21 protein-coding genes and 1 pseudogene are annotated in these 20,787 nt (G+C 61.3%); 4 read left to right on the forward strand and 18 right to left on the reverse strand.

Annotated features, from left to right (window positions below):
• Positions 1-547 precede the first annotated feature (547 nt).
• From LQ249_RS22355 to LQ249_RS22365, 3 genes are all read left to right on the forward strand, one after another.
• Positions 548-997: a hypothetical protein gene (locus LQ249_RS22355; protein ID WP_169865368.1), complete on the forward strand. Its 450-nt coding sequence runs from the start codon at positions 548-550 to the stop codon at positions 995-997.
• Between the two features lie 279 nt (positions 998-1,276).
• Positions 1,277-2,170: a sensor histidine kinase gene (locus LQ249_RS22360; protein WP_046382531.1), complete on the forward strand. Its 894-nt coding sequence runs from the start codon at positions 1,277-1,279 to the stop codon at positions 2,168-2,170.
• Positions 2,167-2,826, forward strand: a complete 660-nt coding sequence (locus tag LQ249_RS22365; RefSeq protein ID WP_057003876.1) for a response regulator transcription factor — start codon at positions 2,167-2,169, stop codon at positions 2,824-2,826. Before LQ249_RS22360 ends, LQ249_RS22365 begins: the two co-directional genes overlap by 4 nt.
• Here LQ249_RS22365 and yegS read toward each other — a convergent pair.
• The 15 genes from yegS to flhA form a co-directional block, all read right to left on the reverse strand.
• Positions 2,785-3,705, reverse strand: coding sequence for a lipid kinase YegS (gene yegS, locus LQ249_RS22370; RefSeq protein ID WP_046382530.1), 921 nt, complete (start codon positions 3,703-3,705; stop codon positions 2,785-2,787). The two genes, LQ249_RS22365 and yegS, sit on opposite strands and share 42 nt — an antisense overlap.
• 173 nt (positions 3,706-3,878) lie before the next feature.
• Positions 3,879-4,271 (reverse strand): DUF2802 domain-containing protein, encoded by a 393-nt coding sequence (locus LQ249_RS22375; protein WP_046382529.1) that lies wholly within the window; start codon positions 4,269-4,271, stop codon positions 3,879-3,881.
• Positions 4,272-4,754, reverse strand: coding sequence for a chemotaxis protein CheW (locus tag LQ249_RS22380; protein WP_017849392.1), 483 nt, complete (start codon positions 4,752-4,754; stop codon positions 4,272-4,274).
• An 80-nt stretch (positions 4,755-4,834) separates the two neighbouring features.
• Complete coding sequence (locus LQ249_RS22385) at positions 4,835-5,647, reverse strand: CheW domain-containing protein (protein ID WP_017849391.1); 813 nt, start codon at positions 5,645-5,647, stop codon at positions 4,835-4,837.
• The gene (locus LQ249_RS22390) at positions 5,647-6,435 is read right to left on the reverse strand and encodes a ParA family protein (RefSeq protein WP_017849390.1); all 789 of its coding nucleotides are present in this window, start codon (positions 6,433-6,435) and stop codon (positions 5,647-5,649) included. The genes LQ249_RS22385 and LQ249_RS22390 overlap by 1 nt, the downstream gene beginning before the upstream one ends.
• Before the next feature lie 50 nt (positions 6,436-6,485).
• The gene (gene motD / locus LQ249_RS22395; RefSeq protein WP_017849389.1) at positions 6,486-7,373 is read right to left on the reverse strand and encodes a flagellar motor protein MotD; all 888 of its coding nucleotides are present in this window, start codon (positions 7,371-7,373) and stop codon (positions 6,486-6,488) included.
• A 142-nt stretch (positions 7,374-7,515) separates the two neighbouring features.
• A complete protein-coding gene (locus LQ249_RS22400; RefSeq protein ID WP_017849387.1) occupies positions 7,516-8,256 on the reverse strand; it encodes a flagellar motor protein in 741 nt (246 codons plus the stop codon).
• Positions 8,256-9,380: a protein-glutamate methylesterase/protein-glutamine glutaminase gene (locus tag LQ249_RS22405; RefSeq protein ID WP_017849386.1), complete on the reverse strand. Its 1,125-nt coding sequence runs from the start codon at positions 9,378-9,380 to the stop codon at positions 8,256-8,258. The genes LQ249_RS22400 and LQ249_RS22405 overlap by 1 nt, the downstream gene beginning before the upstream one ends.
• A 48-nt stretch (positions 9,381-9,428) precedes the next feature.
• Entirely contained in the window at positions 9,429-11,702 is a 2,274-nt protein-coding gene (locus tag LQ249_RS22410) for a chemotaxis protein CheA (protein WP_232565918.1), read from the reverse strand.
• An 11-nt stretch (positions 11,703-11,713) separates the two neighbouring features.
• The gene (locus tag LQ249_RS22415) at positions 11,714-12,502 is read right to left on the reverse strand and encodes a protein phosphatase CheZ (protein ID WP_017845401.1); all 789 of its coding nucleotides are present in this window, start codon (positions 12,500-12,502) and stop codon (positions 11,714-11,716) included.
• An 18-nt stretch (positions 12,503-12,520) separates the two neighbouring features.
• Positions 12,521-12,895 carry a chemotaxis response regulator CheY gene (locus LQ249_RS22420; RefSeq protein WP_003192908.1) on the reverse strand — a complete coding sequence of 125 codons (375 nt, stop codon included), beginning with the start codon at positions 12,893-12,895 and terminating at the stop codon, positions 12,521-12,523.
• A gap of 168 nt (positions 12,896-13,063) precedes the next feature.
• Positions 13,064-13,804: an RNA polymerase sigma factor FliA gene (gene fliA, locus LQ249_RS22425; protein WP_017845400.1), complete on the reverse strand. Its 741-nt coding sequence runs from the start codon at positions 13,802-13,804 to the stop codon at positions 13,064-13,066.
• Positions 13,801-14,634, reverse strand: a complete 834-nt coding sequence (gene fleN / locus LQ249_RS22430) for a flagellar synthesis regulator FleN (RefSeq protein ID WP_003192912.1) — start codon at positions 14,632-14,634, stop codon at positions 13,801-13,803. Before fleN ends, fliA begins: the two co-directional genes overlap by 4 nt.
• A 105-nt stretch (positions 14,635-14,739) precedes the next feature.
• Positions 14,740-16,056: a flagellar biosynthesis protein FlhF gene (gene flhF, locus LQ249_RS22435; protein ID WP_046382525.1), complete on the reverse strand. Its 1,317-nt coding sequence runs from the start codon at positions 16,054-16,056 to the stop codon at positions 14,740-14,742.
• A gap of 11 nt (positions 16,057-16,067) precedes the next feature.
• The gene (gene flhA, locus LQ249_RS22440; protein WP_057003874.1) at positions 16,068-18,182 is read right to left on the reverse strand and encodes a flagellar biosynthesis protein FlhA; all 2,115 of its coding nucleotides are present in this window, start codon (positions 18,180-18,182) and stop codon (positions 16,068-16,070) included.
• Positions 18,183-18,648: 466 nt separating this feature from the next.
• Here flhA and LQ249_RS22445 point away from each other — a divergent pair.
• Positions 18,649-18,930: pseudogene (locus tag LQ249_RS22445) on the forward strand (DUF6124 family protein).
• A gap of 109 nt (positions 18,931-19,039) precedes the next feature.
• Here LQ249_RS22445 and cspE read toward each other — a convergent pair.
• From cspE to flhB, 3 genes are all read right to left on the reverse strand, one after another.
• Complete coding sequence (gene cspE / locus LQ249_RS22450; protein WP_017845394.1) at positions 19,040-19,243, reverse strand: transcription antiterminator/RNA stability regulator CspE; 204 nt, start codon at positions 19,241-19,243, stop codon at positions 19,040-19,042.
• A 44-nt stretch (positions 19,244-19,287) separates the two neighbouring features.
• The gene (locus LQ249_RS22455) at positions 19,288-19,488 is read right to left on the reverse strand and encodes a cold shock domain-containing protein (RefSeq protein WP_057003871.1); all 201 of its coding nucleotides are present in this window, start codon (positions 19,486-19,488) and stop codon (positions 19,288-19,290) included.
• A gap of 161 nt (positions 19,489-19,649) precedes the next feature.
• Positions 19,650-20,786 (reverse strand): flagellar biosynthesis protein FlhB, encoded by a 1,137-nt coding sequence (gene flhB, locus LQ249_RS22460; protein ID WP_017845392.1) that lies wholly within the window; start codon positions 20,784-20,786, stop codon positions 19,650-19,652.
• Position 20,787: the final 1 nt, after the last annotated feature.

The following is a 20,787-nucleotide window of genomic DNA, read 5'->3' on the forward strand; positions in this document are numbered from 1 at the left end:
AGCTCCTGATATGCGCGCAGGTCGCGCTAAGGGATTATGCGGTTCGCTAAGCTTGTTATCGGCGGCAAGCGCCAGACCTTGACCCCTGTAAAATGCCACGCAAATCCATTGATGTCACACTGACATCATGCTTTACTGCACAGGCCTCTTCATTGGGCAGAATCGCAACATTGCGCGACATTCAAATCGGCGCAAGGTTCCGCTGCGTAAGGGATTCCCCTAGGCACAATCAGGCCCAACCTGATATTCGCGATATCTAATTGCCATTAATGTGACGCCATTCTCATTGCATGAATGGAGTCAGGCTTTTGTTTGCCATCGTAAGCCCAAGGCCCGTGGGCCTTCCAGACACTCACCTGTCGGCAATCGACGTTGCGCAATCGGCCCCGATGACGAGGGCAGTGCGCGCCTCGCATGATCATTCAAATAAACGTCCTACTAAAGTCTCAGAAGCGCCCTACAGATTTCAGTCATCTTTCAGCGGTAGTTTTACGCTATTCACGCAGTGCGACATCTCATCGCCCGACCGTATGCTGTGGAGACTTGCATGATGAATAGCGCGAACGAGTGGCAAACCACACTTCCCGAATTCCTGCTAGAGGCCGAAAAGCTGCTGAGAAAGTCGGAAGAGTGCTTGAGCCATCTGCATTTGATTCGTAATGACAGCGATGCCATCGACTGCATGAAGTTCAGCCTCACGGCGCTCGCCGAAAAGGCCGATGATCTGGCTCTGCAGGCGATCAGCGAGTTCTCGCGACATATCCAGGACCTGATTGCCAACGCGCAGAGCCCTTTGCAACTGCACGATCAGGCCCTCGATGCCTTGAACAACTGCCTGACGTTACTGGCGTGGCAGCTGGAGTTGATCGACACCCGCACCGGTGAGTTGAGCCTGGATGAAAGTGAACAAACCTCACTGATTGCGACGGTCACTCTCCAGATCCCGCAGAAGGACTTCACCAATAAGCCGCAACAGCGTCTGCACCACGTTTCATGAATGACTGCGCCGTTAAGCACTAAGGTGTCGCTTTCACCCAGCGTCTTGCCCAAAAACGACAAGAATAACTAATGTGCCCTGCAATAAGTGGCGACAACTAAGTTGCCCGCGCTATAAAGCCAATCCATACCAAATAACCGCCAACATATAACTATTCTTAATAGGCATGCCCCCACACCGTGCAAATGACGCCTGGCGACCAACGGTAAGCAAAGTGGTACCATGCCGCCCTCGAAGTGACCTAACGTCATGATGCATAAAACGTGAAAAGCATCCGCTATGTACGCCAGCCTCAAGTCACTCCTCGTCAAATCCGCTTCCCGCAGCAATGCCCGTCGACTGGTTCTCGTGTTGTGCCTGTGCTCACTGCTGCTGGGGCTGTGGGCCTACGCTCGCTCCACGCCCTTGCCATTGATGGTGTTGCTGATCAACGTGGCCACCCTGGTGCTGGTGGGCCTGCGGCAGTGGAACTCACGTAAATCGATCAAGTTCCAGCCCCAGGAACTGGCCGATCGCCTGCTGCAAGTCCAGGAAAACGAGCGGCACCGCCTCAGCCGAGAGCTGCACGACGATATCGGCCAATTGCTCACCGCCGCCAAGCTGCAAAGCGAATGGCTCAAGCGCCGCCTGCCGGAAGACCTGCAGGGCCAATGCACAGTGCTGTGCAACACCCTGAACGAGACCTTGGCCAAGGTGCGCGACGTGTCCGCCATTCTCAACCCGCGTCAGTTGGCCAGCCTGGGCCTGGAAGCCAGCCTGCGCGCGCACCTGCTCAAGACCCTGGGAAACACCTCGATTCATTGGAGCCTGGAATGCCAGCAACGGCTGACCGGCATTCCCGAAGAAATGGCCGTGGCCGCTTTTCGCATCACCCAGGAAGCGGTGACCAACATGCTGCGCCATGCCCAGGCGCAAAACCTGCTGGTTCGCCTGCAACGCCTGCCCCAGGGCCTGTCGCTGTTTATCAGTGATGACGGCCAGGGCTTTTCGCCCGCCAGCAACCCAGGCCTGGAAGGCCAACGGGGCATGGCGGGCATGTCCGAGCGGATTGATCAACTGGGGGGCACCTTGTCCGTCAGCAGCCAGCCAGGCAAAGGCACCCGGATCGACGCACTTTTCCCCTGGGCGCCGCGCGCCCTCGAACGGGCCAGTCCCCTGAAGGTTCTCGAGTGACCCGCACTTTACTCCTGGTGGATGACCACGCACTGATCAGGGCCGGCGTCCGCGCGCTGGTCCTGGACATTCCCGGCTACACGGTGATTGGCGAAGCCAGCGATGGCGCGCAGGTGCTGGAAACATTCAGCGCCCTGCTGCCGGATATCGTGCTGCTGGACCTGTCGATGAAACACACCGGCGGCCTGGATGCGTTGCACCAGCTCAAGACGGCCTACCCCAAGAGCAAGGTGCTGATCCTGTCGATGCACACCGACCCGGAGCTGATCATGCGTGCCCTGGAGGCCGGCGCCCATGGCTACCTGCTCAAGGACACCAGCGCCAACGAACTGGAGCAGGCACTGCTGGCGCTGAGCAATGACGAGCGCTACCTGAGCCCGGCGATTGCCCACACCGTGATCAGCCAGGCGCTGGTACGCAATCAGGCCCCGTCCTCCCCGGTCGCCCACAACCACAACCTCACCGCTCGCCAGTTGGAAATCCTGCGCCTGGTCGTGCGTGGCAAATCCACCCGGGAAATCGCCCACGGCCTCGGGTTGAGCATCAAGACCGTGGAAGCCCACCGCTCGCAAATCATGAAGCGCCTGCAGATTTTCGATGTGGCGGGCCTGGTGTTATTTGCCGTGCGCGAGCAGATCATCAGCCTGGACGACTAAGGGCGAACCCGGCGGCAGATGGACGCGCAGGGCCTTGGGCACGACCTCGAAATGCAGGTCATCGCCTTGCAGCGGTTCGCCATCCAGGTTGATATACAAACCTTGCGCCACCTTGATCTTGACCCACGGCAGGCGCGCGCGGACAAACATGGTGTCCAGGCCCCAGCCATTGTTCATCAGTTCACGCAGGGTGCCGACCACTTCCTGGGGGGCCGGCAAAATGCTGATGTCCAGCAGCCCATCGTCCGCCAGTGCGTCGGGACACAGCACATGCCCACCGCCCGCCTGGCGGCCGTTGCCGATGCCCAGCGCGAGCAGCTCGCCTTTCCAATGGAAATCCGGGCCTTCCAGCTCGCCATACGCGGCCTTCAACTCACTGAAGCGCGACAAGCCGGTGAACAGATAGGCCGCGCCGCCCAGCACTTTCTTCAGTTCTTCGGAGGTATTGGCGGTGACCTGGCTGCCGAAGCCGCCAGTGGCCATGTTGAGGAATACTTGCCCGCCGACGCGGCCGAGGTCGATCGCCCTGGCCGGCACATCCAGCAACGCCAGGGCCTGGTCGGGCTGCAGCGGCACACCGGCGGCACGGGCAAAATCATTGGCGGTGCCCAACGGCATCAGCACCAGGCTCGCGTCGGTCCCGGCCTGGGCCATCGCCTCGGCCACATCGCGCAAGGTGCCGTCACCGCCGCCGGCAATGATGTGCGTGTACCCGCCGTCCAGGGCCTCGTTGACCAGCCGCTGCGCGTCGCCGCCCTCCCACGTCACCCGCACCGCCAGCTCCCAGCCCTGCTCACGCCGAGCCAGCACCGCAGCGCGCACGTCCTCGTTGAGGGCTTGCTTGCCGTGGAGGATCAACAGGGCTTTGTGGGTGGTCATGGGGGGAGCTCTCCTGGGGTCAAAGGTGCTTGAAGGATGTTGACCTTTGAGGAGATAAAAAAAGCCATCGGGTTTGCAATTTAATTGGCCAGGGGCGACGCCAGGCTGCTTTCCTGTAAGCGCGGGCAAGCCAGCGCCTACAGTTGGATCGCTAGATACCCATCAGCGCGCAATCAGCTTTTGTGCAACTTACTCATCAACTGCGCCTCAGCCTGGGTCAAGCCGCACGACTGCGTCAGCTCATCCACGGTCGCGCCCATGCCGACCAGCTTCGCCGCCTGGGCAAAAGACAGGCTGGACGGATCGCGCTGTTCAATCTGCGCCAGCTTGTCCGGCAACGGCCCGAGGATCGCGCGCAGTTCATGCACCTCATCCCCGACCCGCACCGCACTTTGCTGGAAGTGATCGACGCGCTTGGCCAACTCCACCACGCGCCGGTCACGCACGGCATCGCGTTCGGCCTGTTGCACCACCCACTCGCGTTGCTGGCGCACATAGCGCAGCAAAAACGCCAACGTCCCGGCCCACAACAGGGCCAGGACGATCACCGCTGCTTCAAGGAACAATCAGATGTTCTCCAGATCCGACCATTCTTCTTCGCTCATCATTTTGTCCAGCTCGACCAGAATCAGCAGTTCGCCGTTCTTGTTGCAGACGCCCTGGATGAACTTGGCCGACTCTTCGTTACCCACGTTCGGCGCGGTTTCCACTTCCGATTGGCGCAGGTAAACCACTTCGGCCACGCTGTCGACCATGATCCCGACCACCTGCTTGTCTGCCTCGATGATGACGATGCGGGTGTTGTCGTTGACTTCGGTCGGTATCAGACCGAAACGCTGGCGGGTGTCGATCACCGTCACCACGTTGCCGCGCAGGTTGATGATGCCCAGCACGTAGCTTGGCGCACCCGGAACCGGAGCGATTTCGGTGTAGCGCAGCACTTCCTGCACGCGCATGACGTTGATGCCGTAGGACTCGTTGTCCAGTTTGAAGGTAACCCATTGCAGGATCGGATCATCCAAACCTTGTGCGGACGCTGACTTATTCATACCCCTGACCCCTTCAAATGCCGTTGGACACGGCGTGTGTGCTTCTTTGGCCGCACAACCGTGCGGCCGATCTTGTTCAATTAACTGCGTTGCTGGCCCGGCATCGACTTGACCGCGCCGCTGGCGATCAACTCGGCCAGTTCGGCAACGTCGAGCAACGCGCACATGTGTTCGATCACGGTGCCCGCCAACCAAGGGCGCTGGCCCCGTTGGCTGCGCCATTTGATTTCATTCGGGTCCAGGCGCAACGAGCGGCTGACTTGATGCACGGCCAGCCCCCACTCGTAGCCTTGCACCGAAATCACGTATTGCAAGCCCTGGCGGAAATCATCGCGGTAGCGGTCGGGCATCACCCAGCGCGCGGTGTCCAGCACCTTGAGGTTGCCGGCCTGGCTGGGCAGGATGCCGAGGAACCACTCCGGTTGCCCGAACAGCGGTGTCAGCTCCTGGCCTTCCAGGGAATAGATCGAGCCCAGGCACACCAGCGGCACCGCCAGGGTCAACCCGGCGACGTCGAACAGCAGGCATTCGAACGGCTCGGCGGCCCACGCCGGGCGGCCGTCGCCGGTGACCGGCGGCGGTGTGATGCTCGGCGGCAGGTGGACTTCAACCACCGGCTCGACCACCACGGGTGCGACCGGCACAGGCGCAACCACTACAGGCGCAACCACGACCGGTGGACTCGGCACCATCACCTGCGCATCACGCGCCTGTTCTTCCAGCACCGCCAACTGGAATTCATCCAGTGTGCTTTGTGCGTCTACGGCGGGTTCGAGGACCAGCAGCGGTTCCGGCAGTTCTTCCTCGGTCGCGTCCTGCAGCAAGGCATCCAGGTAGGATTCCAGTGCCAGTTGCGGCCGCGTCTTGACCTTGAGTTCGACAGGACGGTTCATCACGCCACCTGCGCCACAAGCTGTTGCGACAGCAGGTGCTTGAGCAGCGCGCGGTACGCCAGCACGCCGCGACTTTTACCGTCGAACTGCGAAGGGGTCAGGCCGGCGCGGCTGGCGTCGCGCAGGCGCGTGTCCACCGGGATATAGCCTTGCCAGATGGTGTCCGGGTAGGCGTCGCGCAGTACGCGCAAGGTGCCGAGGGACGCCTGGGTGCGGCGGTCGAACAACGTCGGCACGATGCTGAACGGCAGCGCCTGTTTGCGTGAACGGTTGATCATCGCCAGGGTGCTGACCATGCGTTCCAGGCCCTTGACCGCGAGGTGCTCGGTCTGCACCGGGATCACCAACTGCTGGCTGGCCGCCAGGGCGTTGACCATCAGCACACCGAGCAACGGCGGGCTGTCGATGATCGCGTAGTCGAAGTCCTGCCACAGTTGCGCCAGGGTCTTGGCGATCACCAGGCCCAGGCCGCTCTGCCCCGGCGACTGGCGCTCAAGGGTGGCCAGGGCGGTACTCGACGGCAGCAGGGAAATGCTTTCATTGCTGGTGGGCAGCAGCAGTTGCCCAGGCAGATCGCTCGGCACGCTGCCCTTGTGCAGGAACAGGTCGTAGCAGCTGTGCTCCAGCGCGTCCGGGTCGTAGCCGAAATAGCTGGTCATCGAGCCGTGGGGGTCCAGGTCGACCACGACCACGCGCTTGCCCGCCTCGGCCAGCAAGCCGGCTAAGGCGATGGAGGTGGTGGTCTTGCCGACTCCACCTTTTTGATTGGCAACTGCCCAGACTCTCATTCGGTTGATTCCTCCCGGCGGGCACAGGCGCGACCGAGACAGTGCATAGGTTATTGAGCCGGTGACGGAGAATTGACGGAGCTTTGCCGTACCGGCGGCTTTGCAAGGGCCGGTGCAGTTTGTGTGCCAGCCCGCTTCAATGCCGCGTCCGGGGTTGCATTTGCCGTGCCGGTGCCGGTCAGGCTGCGGCGCACATCCAGGTTGCGCGAGACCACCAGCACCACCCGGCGGTTGCGGGCGCGGCCTTCCGCCGTGGCGTTATTGGCCACCGGCTGGAACTCGCCGTAGCCGACCGACGCCAGGCGACCGGGGTTCACGCCCTGCATCGCGAGCATCCGCACGATGCTGGCCGCCCGGGCCGACGACAGCTCCCAGTTGGTCGGGTACTGCGCGGTACTGATGGGGATATTGTCGGTGAAGCCTTCGACGTGGATCGGGTTTTCAAACGGCTTGAGGATCGCCGCCACCTTGTCGATGATGGTGAACGCCTGGTCGCTGGGCATGGCATCGGCGCTGGCGAACAGCAGGCTCGAATTGAGCTCGATCTCCACCCACAACTCATTGCCGCGCACGGTCATCTGGTTGGAGCTGATCAAGTCGCCGAACGCGGCGCTGATATCGTCGGCGATGCTTTTCAGCGGGTCGCCGGTGCCGCCCATGCCGGCGGAGGTCTCATCGCTGTCGTTGACCAGCGGCTTGGCCGGGGTCACGGTCTTGGGCCGCTCTTCGCCGATCGGGATCGGCTTGAGCGAACGATCGGCGTCGTTGAACACGCCGATCAGCGCTTGGGAAATGACTTTGTACTTGCCTTCGTTGATCGACGAGATGGAGTACATCACCACGAAAAACGCAAACAGCAAGGTGATGAAGTCCGCGTAGGACACCAGCCAGCGTTCATGGTTGACGTGTTCTTCAGGCTCGCGACGGCGACGGCTCACAGACGATTACCTCCGCAAAACGAATCACCTGCAGGAGCGAGCTTGCTCGCGAAAAATCCGAGAGCAACGCGTTCGTCCAAAATGCCCGCGTCATCGTTGACGATTTTCGCGAACAAAGTCGCTCCTACACGTTTCATGTACATCAATCCATGAAGCCCTGGAGCTTCAATTCGATGGAGCGCGGGTTCTCGCCCTCGGCAATCGACAGGATGCCTTCGAGCAACATTTCGCGGTAACGCGACTGGCGCAGGGCAATCGACTTGAGCTTGCTGGCCACCGGCAACAGCACCAGGTTGGCACTCGCCACACCGTAGATGGTGGCGACAAACGCCACGGCAATGCCGCTGCCCAGTTGCGACGGATCGGCGAGGTTGCCCATCACGTGGATCAGGCCCATCACCGCGCCGATGATGCCGATGGTCGGCGCGTAGCCGCCCATGCTTTCAAAGACTTTGGCGGCGTTGATATCGCGGCTTTCCTGGGTGTAGAAATCCACTTCCAGGATGCTGCGGATCGCCTCCGGCTCGGCGCCGTCCACCAGCAATTGCAGGCCTTTGCGCGCGTAGCTGTCGGGCTCGGCATCGGCCACGCCTTCCAGGCCCAGCAGGCCTTCCTTGCGTGCGGTGAGGCTCCAGTTGACCACGCGGTCGATGCCGCCGGCCAGATCGACGCGCGGCGGGAAAATAATCCAGATCAGGATCTGCATGGCACGCTTGAACGAACTCAAGGGCGACTGCAGCAATGCCGCGCCCACGGTGCCACCGATCACGATCAGCGCCGCCGGGCCGTTGGCCAGGGCGCCGAGGTGCCCGCCTTCGAGGTAGTTGCCGCCGATGATCGCGACAAACGCCATGGTGATACCGATCAGACTCAGTACATCCATCAGAGGCAGGCCTCCACCAAATGCCTGCCGATATCGTCCAGGCTGTAGATCGCGTCGGCCAGCTCAGCCTTGACGATGGCCATCGGCATGCCATAAATCACGCAACTGGCTTCGTCCTGGGCCCAGATCGCACTGCCGCCCTGCTTGAGCAGGCGCGCGCCTTCGCGACCGTCGGCGCCCATGCCGGTGAGCACCACCGCCAGAACTTTGTCGCCGTAGGACTTGGCTGCCGAACCGAAGGTGATATCCACGCAGGGTTTGTAGTTGAGGCGCTCATCGCCCGGCAGGATTTTGATCGCGCCACGGCCATCGACCATCATCTGCTTGCCCCCAGGCGCCAGCAGCGCCAGGCCAGGACGCAGGATGTCGCCATCCTCGGCTTCCTTGACGCTGATGCGGCACAGCTTGTCCAGGCGCTCGGCGAAGGCCTTGGTGAACGCGGCGGGCATGTGCTGGATCAGCACGATCGGCGCCGGGAAGTTGGCCGGCAGTTGGGTCAAGACCCGTTGCAGGGCAACCGGGCCGCCGGTCGAAGTACCAATGGCAACCAGCTTGTAGGCCTTGCGTTTCGGCGCCGGCGAATGGGCGCTTGGCGCAGGTGCCCGCGCGGGGGCCGCGGCAGGCCGGGCAACCGCTGCCGGCGCCGGGCGACCGAACGCCGTGCTGGTGGGCGCCGCCGGAGCCGCGACCGGCGCAGGCGCCGGGGCGCTGAACAGGCTGCGACGGTTGCTGCGCGAAATGCTGTGGACCTTCTCGCACAGCATCTGTTTGACCTTCTCGGGGTTGCGCGAGATGTCTTCGAAATTCTTCGGCAGGAAGTCCACCGCACCGGCGTCCAGCGCATCCAGGGTGACCCGGGCGCCTTCGTGGGTCAGCGAGGAGAACATCAATACCGGGGTCGGACAGCGCTGCATGATGTGTCGGACTGCGGTGATGCCATCCATCATCGGCATCTCGTAGTCCATGGTGATCACGTCCGGCTTCAACGCAATGGCTTGATCAATCGCCTCTTTACCGTTGGTGGCCGTGCCGACCACCTGGATCGTTGGATCGGCGGAAAGAATTTCCGAGACGCGGCGGCGGAAGAAACCCGAATCGTCCACCACCAGGACCTTGACTACCATAAACACTCCGTTAGGCGGGGCAGGCAATACCGCCCTGCCCCACCAGAATCAAATACGCCGTGCGGCGTAACGCTTGAGCATGCTCGGAACATCGAGAATCAACGCGATACGACCGTCACCGGTGATGGTCGCACCCGACATGCCCGGGGTTCCCTGCAGCATTTTGCCCAAAGGCTTGATGACCACTTCTTCCTGGCCGACCAGTTGATCGACGACAAAGCCGATGCGCTGGGTGCCCACGGAGAGAATCACCACATGGCCTTCGCGCTGCTCTTCATGGGCGGCCGAGGCGACCAGCCAGCGCTTGAGGTAGAACAGTGGCAACGCTTTGTCGCGCACGATCACCACTTCCTGGCCGTCCACCACGTTGGTGCGCGACAGGTCGAGGTGGAAGATCTCGTTGACGTTGACCAGCGGGAAAGCGAAGGCCTGGTTGCCCAGCATCACCATCAGGGTCGGCATGATCGCCAGGGTCAACGGCACCTTGATGACGATCTTCGAGCCCAGGCCCTTGGTCGAGTAGATATTGATCGAACCGTTGAGCTGGCTGATCTTGGTTTTCACCACGTCCATGCCCACGCCACGGCCCGACACGTCGGAAATCTCGGTCTTGGTCGAGAAGCCCGGCGCGAAAATCAGGTTGTAGCACTCGGTGTCGGTCAAGCGATCGGCGGCATCCTTGTCCATCACGCCACGCTTGACGGCGATACCGCGCAGGATCGCCGGGTCCATGCCTTTGCCGTCATCGGTGATCGACAGCAGGATATGGTCACCCTCTTGTTCCGCCGCCAGAATCACCTTGCCGTTACGGGACTTGCCCGCGGCTTCGCGTTCTTCCGGGGTTTCCACGCCGTGGTCGACGGCGTTGCGCACCAAGTGGACCAGCGGGTCGGCCAGGGCCTCGACAAGGTTTTTGTCGAGGTCGGTTTCTTCACCCACCAGTTCCAGGTTGATTTCTTTCTTGAGCTGGCGAGCCAGGTCACGAACCAGGCGCGGGAAGCGACCGAAGACTTTCTTGATCGGCTGCATCCGCGTCTTCATCACCGCGGTCTGCAGGTCGGCAGTGACCACGTCGAGGTTCGACACGGCCTTCTGCATGGCTTCGTCGCCACTGTTCAGGCCCAGGCGCACCAGGCGGTTACGCACCAGCACCAGTTCGCCGACCATGTTCATGATGTCGTCCAGGCGCGCGGTATCCACACGCACCGTGGTTTCGGCTTCGCTGGCAGGCTTGTCGGCCGCGGCGGCGGCCGGGGCACGCGCGGCAGCGGCAGGAGCTGCGGCAGCCGGGGCCGGGGCCGGCTTGGCGGCAGCAGGGGCCGCGGCTTTGGCCGGTGCCGGTTTGGCCGCCACCGGGGCTGCCGTCGCCGCAGCGCCAGCGGCCACTTCGGCGAACTTGCCCTTGCCGTGCAGTTCGTCGAGCAGGGCTTCGAATTCGTGATCGGAAATCAGCCCGTCGCCGGCAGGTGCGGCAGCGGCAGCGGCAGCAGCTGGTGCGGCAGCCGTTGCGGCAGCCGTTGCGGCGACTTCCGGCAAGGCATCGGCAGCAAAGGAGCCCTTGCCATGCAACTGGTCGAGCAACGCTTCGAATTCGTCGTCGGTAATGTCGGTGCCGGCGGCGGCGGTGGCTGCCGGAACTTGCGAGGTACTCGCAGGTGCTTGCGCCTCAGCCGCAGGTGCAACGGCGTCGGCAGCGAACTGGCCCTTGCCGTGCAACTGATCGAGCAGGGATTCGAATTCTGCGTCGGTAATGTCTTCGCCGGTCGGCGCGGCGGGCGCGGCCACTGCAGCGACCGCTTGCGGCGCTTCGGCTTCGGCCTTGACCGCATTGAGGGAGTCGAGCAGTTGCTCGAACTCGCTGTCGGTGACATCCGCTTCGGCTTCGACCACAGGCTCCGGAGCCGCTTCCACCACCGGCGCGGCCGCGGTGTCGGCAGGTTCCGCCAGACGCGCCAGGGCGGCCAGCAGTTCCGGGGTGGCTGCGGTGATCGGGGCACGTTCGCGAACTTCGCTGAACATGCCGTTGACCGCATCCAGCGCTTCGAGAATCACGTCCATCAGCTCCGAATCAACGTGACGCTCACCCTTGCGCAGGATGTCGAACACGTTCTCGGCGATGTGGCAGCACTCCACCAGCTCATGGAGCTGGAGGAAGCCGGCGCCCCCTTTTACAGTGTGAAAACCGCGAAAAATTGCATTGAGCAGGTTCGCATCATCCGGTCGGCTTTCCAGCTCGACCAGTTGTTCGGACAGTTGCTCTAAAATTTCGCCGGCCTCTACAAGGAAATCCTGAAGGATTTCTTCATCGGCGCCGAAGCTCATGGGTGTGCTCCTTAGAAGCCTAAACTGGATAACAGGTCATCTACGTCATCCTGACCTGACATAACGTCTTCACGTTTATCGGCATGAATCTGCGGACCTTCACCCTTGGCGAGATGTTTTTGTGGATCTTTTTCCGAGAGGATCGCTTCGCGGTCATGTTCGATGCCGGCAAAACGATCGACTTGGCCTGCCATAAGCACCAATTTGAGCAAGTTGCTTTCCACTTCAGTGACCAATTGGGTCACACGCTTGATCACCTGACCGGTGAGGTCCTGGTAATCCTGGGCGAGCAGAATGTCATTGAGGTTGCTGGACACCGTGTGGTTGTCCTGTTCGCTGCGCGACAGGAAACCCTCGACCCGACGGGCCAACTCACGAAACTCCTCAGCCCCCACTTCCCGACGCATGAAGCGGCCCCAGTCAACGCTGAGGGCCTGGGCTTCGTTGGCCATGCCGTTGACCAGGGGCGTGGCGTTTTCCACCAGGTCCATGGTGCGGTTGGCCGCCGCTTCAGTCAGCCTGACCACATAGGACAGGCGTTCAGTGGCATCGGTGATTTGCGAAATTTCTTCAGCCTGGGGCATGTGCGGGTCAATCTGAAAATTGACGATCGCACTGTGCAGCTCGCGCGTGAGCTTGCCCACTTCCTGATACAGGCCGCGGTCACGGGTCTGGTTAAGCTCATGGATTAACTGCACCGCGTCGCCGAACTGGCCTTTTTCAAGGCTCTCGACCAGTTGGTGAGCATGCTTTTTCAGGGTCGACTCAAAGTCCCCCTGTGACGTTTCTTTATGCTCCATAGCTCCCCCGCGATGGCATTAGCCGTGGATGCGTTCGAAGATTTTTTCGATCTTCTCTTTCAAGGCCAATGCAGTGAATGGCTTGACCACGTAGCCGTTGACCCCGGCCTGGGCGGCTTCGATGATCTGCTCACGCTTGGCTTCGGCGGTCACCATCAACACGGGAAGGCTGCGCAGTTTTTCATCGGCGCGCACATGGCGCAGCAAGTCGATACCGGTCATGCCGGGCATGTTCCAGTCGGTTACCAGAAAGTCGATGCTCCCGCTGTTGAGGATCGGAATCGCCGTAAGGCCGTCATCCGCCTCGACCGTGTTGGTGAACCCCAGGTCACGCAACAGGTTTTTTATGATCCGCCGCATCGTTGAGAAGTCATCAACGATGAGGATTTTCATGTTCTTGTCCAATTCGACCTCCAAGCAGTCTTAAAACGCGTCCAGCACCTGGACGCGCCATTTCAATCAACAGGCGTTACACAAAAAGGACTGCCCAGGGCACCACGAAACTCACCCGCGAAAACCAAGGGCCTCGCGGTAGTGTCTGCAGTGTCCCCACACTGCCTGTCAGCGCGCGCGCCACTCTCCCAGGCGTCCCCGCAAGCGGGCTGCGCACTGGCTGTGCAGCTGGCTGACACGCGATTCGCTGACCCCCAGGACCTCACCGATTTCCTTGAGGTTCAGCTCTTCGTCGTAGTACAGCGCCAACACCAGTCGCTCACGCTCCGGCAGATTGGCAATCGCGTCCGCCAGCGCCCCCTGAAAGCGTTCATCTTCCAGGTCGCGCGACGGTTCGAGATGAGCACTCGCGCCGTCCTCGTGCAGCCCTTCGTGTTCGCCGTCCTGCAACAGGTCGTCGAAACTGAACAGGCGGCTGCCCAAGGTATCGTTCAAAATCCCGTAATAATCGTCGAGACTCAATTGGAGTTCGGCCGCAACTTCGTGATCTTTAGCGTCGCGACCGGTTTTTGCTTCAATTGCACGAATTGCGTCACTGACCATGCGCGTATTGCGGTGTACCGAACGCGGCGCCCAATCCCCTTTACGCACTTCATCGAGCATCGCGCCACGGATACGGATACCCGCATACGTCTCGAAACTCGCACCCTTGCTCGCGTCGTATTTGGTCGACACTTCGAGCAGGCCGATCATGCCGGCCTGGATCAAGTCTTCGACCTGGACACTGGCGGGCAGGCGTGCCAGCAAGTGATAGGCAATGCGCTTGACCAGCGGCGCATAGCGCTCGATCAATTCGCCCTGACGGTCACGTGCCGAATTTTTGTAAAGGTTATAGCCGCTGGCTGTCATAGCACCGGTCCTGCGCTCGTCTGATGCACCAATCGCTCGACGAAAAACTCCAGATGCCCCCGAGGGTTGGCGGGCAACGGCCAGGTATCGACCTTCTGAGCAATAGCCTTGAACGCCAACGCGCATTTCGAACGAGGGAACGCTTCGTAGACCGCACGCTGCTTTTGCACGGCCTTGCGTACACACTCGTCATAGGGAACTGCGCCGACGTATTGTAAGGCGACATCGAGAAAGCGATCAGTGACCTTGGTCAACTTGGCGAACAGGTTGCGTCCTTCCTGCGGGCTCTGGGCCATGTTGGCCAGCACGCGGAAGCGGTTCATGCCGTAGTCGCGGTTGAGCAGTTTGATCAGGGCGTAGGCGTCGGTGATCGAGGTGGGTTCATCGCAGACCACCAGCAGGACTTCTTGCGCGGCGCGCACGAAGCTGACCACGGACTCGCCAATCCCGGCGGCGGTGTCGATCACCAGCACGTCGAGGTTGTCGCCGATATCGCTGAACGCCTGGATCAGGCCGGCATGCTGCGCAGGGCTCAAGTGGACCATGCTCTGGGTGCCCGAGGCGGCCGGCACGATGCGGATGCCTCCAGGGCCCTGCAGCAGCACGTCGCGCAGCTCGCAGCGACCCTCGATCACATCGGCGAGGGTGTGTTTGGGCGTGAGCCCCAGCAAAACGTCAACGTTCGCCAACCCAAGGTCAGCATCCAGCAGCATGACACGACGGCCAAGCTCTGCCAGGGCCAGGGACAAATTCACTGACACGTTAGTTTTCCCGACGCCACCTTTGCCGCCGGTCACCGCGATCACCTGTACGGGATGCATGCTGCCCATTTTAATTCTTTACCTTGTCTTGCTTAGACGCAGGCTACATGGCTTGGCCGCGTGAATCGCTTGCAGACCATCGATGTAGATACATTTCATGGTGTTCATGCTGCCTCAACCCACCCGCTTTGCCGGGTTGTGGTAAAGGTCAGCGAACATATCGGCCATCGCTTCCTCGCTAGGCTCTTCTTGCATTTGCACGCTGACGGCACGGCTGACCAGCTGATGACGGCGCGGCAGATGCAAATCATCCGGAATCCGCGGCCCGTCGGTCAGGTAGGCGACCGGAAGTTCATGACTGATAGCCAGGCTCAGCACCTCGCCCAGGCTCGCGGTTTCGTCGAGCTTGGTGAGGATGCATCCGGCCAGGCCGCAGCGCTTGTAGCTATGGTACGCAGCGGTAAGAACTTGTTTTTGGCTGGTGGTTGCAAGCACCAGGTAATTTTTTGCCTTGATGCCACGCCCGGCCAGGCTCTCCAGCTGCATGCGCAACGCCGGATCGCTGGCTTGCAGGCCGGCGGTATCGATCAGCACCACACGTTTGCGCAGCAACGGATCGAGGGCGTTGGCCAGGGACTGGCCCGGGTCGACGTGGGTCACCGACACATTGAGGATGCGGCCCAGGGTCTTGAGTTGCTCCTGGGCACCGATGCGGTAGCTGTCCATGCTTACCAGCGCGATGTTCTGGGCGCCGTACTTGAGCACGTAGCGCGCCGCCAGCTTGGCCAGCGTGGTGGTCTTGCCCATGCCGGCAGGGCCGACCATGGCGATCACGCCGCCCTCTTCCAGGGGTTCGAGTTCCGGGGTGACGATCATCCGCGCCAGGTGGGCCAGCAACATGCGCCAGGCCTGGCGAGGTTCTTCGATTTCGCTGGTCAGCGCCAGCAGGTCGCGGGACAACGGGCCGGACAGGCCGATGCGTTGCAGGCGACGCCACAGGTTGGCCTGTTGCGGCTTGCTGCCTTGCAGTTGGGTCCAGGCCAGCGAACCGAGCTGCACTTCCAGCAGCTCGCGCAGGCCGTTGAGCTCAAAGCGCATCGAGTCGAACACACGCTGGTCGACTGCGGCGGCCGGGGCAGGCGCGGCAGGACGCGGCGGTTCGATGAACGTCGGCTCGACCAGCGGCTCGGCGGCGGTCAGCGGCAGGCCGGCGAACAACTGGCGATTGGTGGTCGCATCGCTGTCGCCGCGCATGCTCAGTTCGGCCTGGGCCGAGACAATGCGCGAGGCCGTCTTGCGCAGCTCGTCTTCAAGCTCCATGTTCGGGACACGCGGGGCCAGCGCCGAAGGGGTGTAATCCAGGGCAGCCGTCAGCTCGACACCGCCGGCAATACGACGGTTACCGATAATCGCAGCGTCGGCGCCCAGCTCGTCACGTACCAGTTTCATGGCCTGACGCATATCGGCGGCGAAAAAACGCTTTACTTGCATAACCCACTACCTCAGCCGTTGGGCCCTACTGTCGCGACGATAGTCACTTGCTTGTTGTCAGGGATTTCCTGATAAGCCAAAACGTGCAAATTCGGCACTGCCAGGCGTCCAAACCGCGACAACATCGCTCGGACCGGGCCTGCCACCAGCAGAATCACCGGCTGGCCCTGCATTTCCTGACGCTGCGCTGCTTCGATCAACGAACGCTGCAGTTTTTCAGCCATGCTTGGCTCCAGCAGAACGCCCTCTTCCTGGCCCTGTCCTGCCTTCTGAATACTATTGAGCAATATTTGTTCCAACCTTGGCTCCAAGGTGATCACAGGCAGCTCAGACTCAATCCCTACAATGCTTTGTACGATAGCGCGGGATAATCCAACGCGCACGGCGGCCACCAACGCGGCAGTATCTTGACTCTTGGCGGCATTGTTGGCGATGGCCTCGGCGATGCTGCGAATGTCGCGCACCGGCACCTGTTCGGCCAGCAGCGCCTGCAGCACCTTGAGCAATTGCGACAGCGACAGCACGCCCGGCACCAGCTCTTCGGCGAGCTTGGGCGAGGCTTTGGCCAGCAAACCCATTAGTTGCTGGACTTCTTCGTGGCCGATCAGCTCGTGGGAGTGCTTGTACAGAATCTGGTTGAGGTGCGTGGCGACCACGGTGCTGGCGTCCACCACGGTGTAGCCGAGGGACTGCGCCTGGCTGCGCTGGCTGACTTCGATCCAGACCGCTTCCAGACCAAAAGCCGGATCTTTGGCGGTTATACCGTTCAGCGTGCCGAACACCTGGCCCGGGTTGATCGCCAGCTCGCGGTCGGGGTAGATCTCCGCTTCGGCGAGGATCACGCCCATCAGGGTCAGGCGGTAGGCGCTGGGGGCCAGGTCGAGGTTGTCACGGATATGCACAGTGGGCATCAGGAAGCCCAGGTCCTGGGACAGCTTCTTGCGCACGCCCTTGATCCGCGCGAGCAATTGGCCGCCCTGGTTGCGGTCGACCAACGGGATCAGGCGGTAGCCGACTTCCAGGCCGATCATGTCGATCGGGGTCACATCGTCCCAGCCCAACTCCTTGGTTTCCTGGGCGCGGGCCGGCGACGGCAGCAGTTCCTGCTGGCGCGCGATTTCTTGCTGGGCCTTCACCTTGACCAAGTTCTGCTTTCTCCAGAACAGGTAGGCGCCACCGGCGGCCATGGCCGCCATGCTCAAGAACGAGATATGAGGCATGCCGGGCACAATGCCCATGATCGCCATGATGCCCGCCGCCACGGCCAGCGCCTTGGGCGAGGCGAACATCTGCCGGCTGATCTGCTTGCCCATGTCTTCGGAGCCCGACGCACGGGTCACCATGATCGCCGCAGCTGTAGATAACAACAGTGATGGCAATTGCGCCACTAAACCGTCACCGATGGTCAGCAGGGCGTAGACCTTGCCTGCATCGCCGAAGGTCATGCCGTGCTGGAAGATCCCGACCGCCATGCCGCCGATCAGGTTGATGAACAGAATCAACAGGCCGGCGATGGCGTCACCGCGCACGAATTTGCTGGCACCGTCCATGGAACCGTAGAACTCGGCTTCTTGGGCCACTTCCAGGCGACGCGATTTAGCCTGGTTCTGGTCGATCAGGCCGGCGTTGAGGTCGGCGTCGATGGCCATCTGTTTGCCGGGCATGGCGTCGAGGGTAAAACGCGCGCTCACCTCGGAAATCCGCCCGGCGCCCTTGGTCACCACCACGAAGTTGATGATCATCAGGATCGCGAACACCACGATACCGACCACGTAGTTACCGCCGATCACCACCTCGCCGAAGGCCTGGATCACCTTACCGGCGGCGGCATGCCCGTCCTGGCCGTGGAGCATGACCACGCGGGTCGACGCCACGTTCAACGCCAGCCGCAACAGCGTGGCGATCAGCAGAATGGTGGGAAACACCGCGAAATCCAGCGGCCGCAACGCGTAGACGCAGACCAGCAGGACCACGACGGACAAGGCGATGTTGAAGGTGAAGAACACGTCGAGCAGGAACGGCGGCATCGGCAACATCATCATTGCCAGCATCACCAGCAACAACAACGGCACACCCAGATTGCCCCGCGAGAGGTCAGTCAGGGTGCTGCGGGCCGTGCTGAGCATTTGAGAGCGATCTACCACCGGTACTCCTCGCATCCTTGAAGCAAACTTTTGACGCCGGGAGGCGTCCTGGAGGCGCTATTGCAAGAAGCCTTCCAACTTCTGTTCTCCGAGTTGGATCAGTGACTAGGGAGCAAGCGCCCTCGCCACAAGTGTTCGCCTGCAGAGGTTGCGAAACTTCCGATAAGTGTTTGAGGCTGCCCCTAGGAAACTCGCTCTCTAGTCTCCGTACACCGTTGCAAACGCAGCGGGCGGGCGTCGCGGCCCATGTAAATTCAGGCGCAAAGTGCCATTGTCCGCTTTCAGTTGACGCCTTTTTATCGTCTACTGTGCGGCGCTATGGTGGCTGTGCGCGGGATACCTTCGGGTATGCCGGTTTCCTGATTCCGGTCCGCGAACCTGCGTACAGCTGCCACCCCATCGCATCGCGGCGATCAGTGGCAGCTCCACTTAAATCAGGAGCGTCACAATGGTTAAACCAACCCCAAATCCCCCGCGCGGCACCAATACCCCACCCACCGTGCTGTTCACCCTCATCGACGGCATCAGCACCGAAGACCTGCTGGTCAACCTCACCGAAACCCTGGCTTGCGCACACGCCCTGACCTGCGACTTCGCCTTTGATCTGGAAGGATCACGGTGAGAAGGGGCGCTGGGAATTGCGCAATTGGTTGAGGTAGCGCGGTTATTGGCCGAGCGAGTACTGGATGACATCGAGCCATCAGCCGAGACAGAACTGGGTAAACCCTAGACAAGCGTCCAACCCAGTGATCGTTCCCGCCGATGGGAACGATCAACTTTTGCTTCAAGGGGACAGAGCGCTGATGGGCGCGGCGAAGGGATGCTATCAGTAGCGATCTTTATACAGGACGCACATTCTCGGCCTGCGGGCCTTTTTGGCCCTGCGTCACGTCGTATTCCACTTTTTGATTTTCTTCCAAACTTTTGAAACCGGTGCCGGTGATTGCTGAATAGTGGACAAACACGTCCGTGCTGCCGTCGTCGGGAGAAATAAAACCAAACCCCTTCTCCGCGTTAAACCATTTCACAGTGCCCGTTGCCATTGTCGTTCTCCGCACACTTCAATTAAGGACTTGTACAGCTGACATCAGATCAGCGTGATGTCGCATGCATAGACACCATCCGGTCGATGGATCATCTGAAACGCCACGTTCTGGCCCTCCGAAAGCTTGCATCCATCCGAACTGCGCAGATCTACCGACACGTCGTCTCCCCCGCTGTCCAGCGCAATCAAACCTTTTCCGTTCTGCGGGTCATAAGACTTAACCGTACCTGTGAATAGCTGCATTGCCCCACTTCCGACCTCTTGCTGCGCAGTACCTGAGGCAATGGAACCGTGAAAAGGCGATGCTGACTACTGTCAAAGTTGACAGGTAGACGGCAATTAACGACAAGCGGTAGAAGTGATGTGGCGAGCCCGCTTGCCCCAGAGGACACCTTGGCTGCACGTCAGGAATCGCGCCGCAAATCCGGCGGAATCGGCAGGTCCTTGAGCGGATCGGGGCGCTTGCCTTTGCCCGCACGATACTGGCGGATCTGGTAGACGTAGGCCAATACCTGGGCCACGGCCAGGTACAGCCCGGCGGGGATTTCCTGGTCGAGGTCGGTGGAGTAGAAGATCGACCGCGCCAGTTCCGGCGACTCCAGCAACAGGATGTCGTTGGCCACGGCGATTTCGCGGATTTTCAGCGCCGTGAAGTCGCTGCCCTTGGCCAGCAGCATCGGCGCGCCGCCCTTCTCCGGGTCGTACTTGAGGGCCACGGCGTAGTGGGTCGGGTTAGTGATCACCACGTCGGCGTCGGGCACCGAAGCCATCATCTTGCGCTGGGACATTTCGCGCTGCAGTTGGCGAATGCGCTGCTTGACCTCGGGGCGACCCTCCTGGTCCTTGTGTTCGTCGCGCACTTCCTGCTTGGTCATCAGCAGTTTCTTGTGGCTTTCCCACAGCTGGATCGGCGCATCCACGGCGGCGATCAGGATCAGCCCGGCGGCCATCCACAACGCACTCCAGCCCACCACTTGCACGCTGTGGATGATCGCCGACTCCAGCGGCTCATGGGCGATGCGCAGCAGGTCATCGATGTCGGAGGACAATACCACCAAGGCCACGAACAGAATCAGGATGAACTTGGCCAGGGCCTTGAGCAGTTCCACCAACGCCTTGGTGGAAAACATGCGCTTGAGCCCCGCCGCCGGGTTCATGCGGCTGAATTTTGGTGCCATGCTGCTCGCGGCGAACAGCCAGCCGCCAAGGGCGACGGGGCCGATCAGCGCGGCCAGGAGCAAGGTGATCAAAATCGGCTGCACCGCCAGGATCGCGATTTTCCCCGAATGCAGCAGGTACTGCCCCATGGCGCCGGGGCTGAGCAGCACTTCACGGGGCAAGCTGAAGTTGAGTTTCATCAACTCCATCAGGTCGAGCGCCAGGCCGCCGCCGTAGATCAGCAAGGCGCCGGCACCGGCCATCATCGTCGCGACGGTGTTGAGCTCTTTGGAGCGGGCAATCTCGCCCTTTTCCCGGGAGTCCTTTTTTCGTTTCTCCGTGGGGTCTTCTGTTTTGTCCTGACCACTCTCGCTCTCGGCCATG

This window comes from Pseudomonas sp. 7-41 (assembly GCF_021233075.1).
Lineage (GTDB): Bacteria > Pseudomonadota > Gammaproteobacteria > Pseudomonadales > Pseudomonadaceae > Aquipseudomonas > Aquipseudomonas veronii.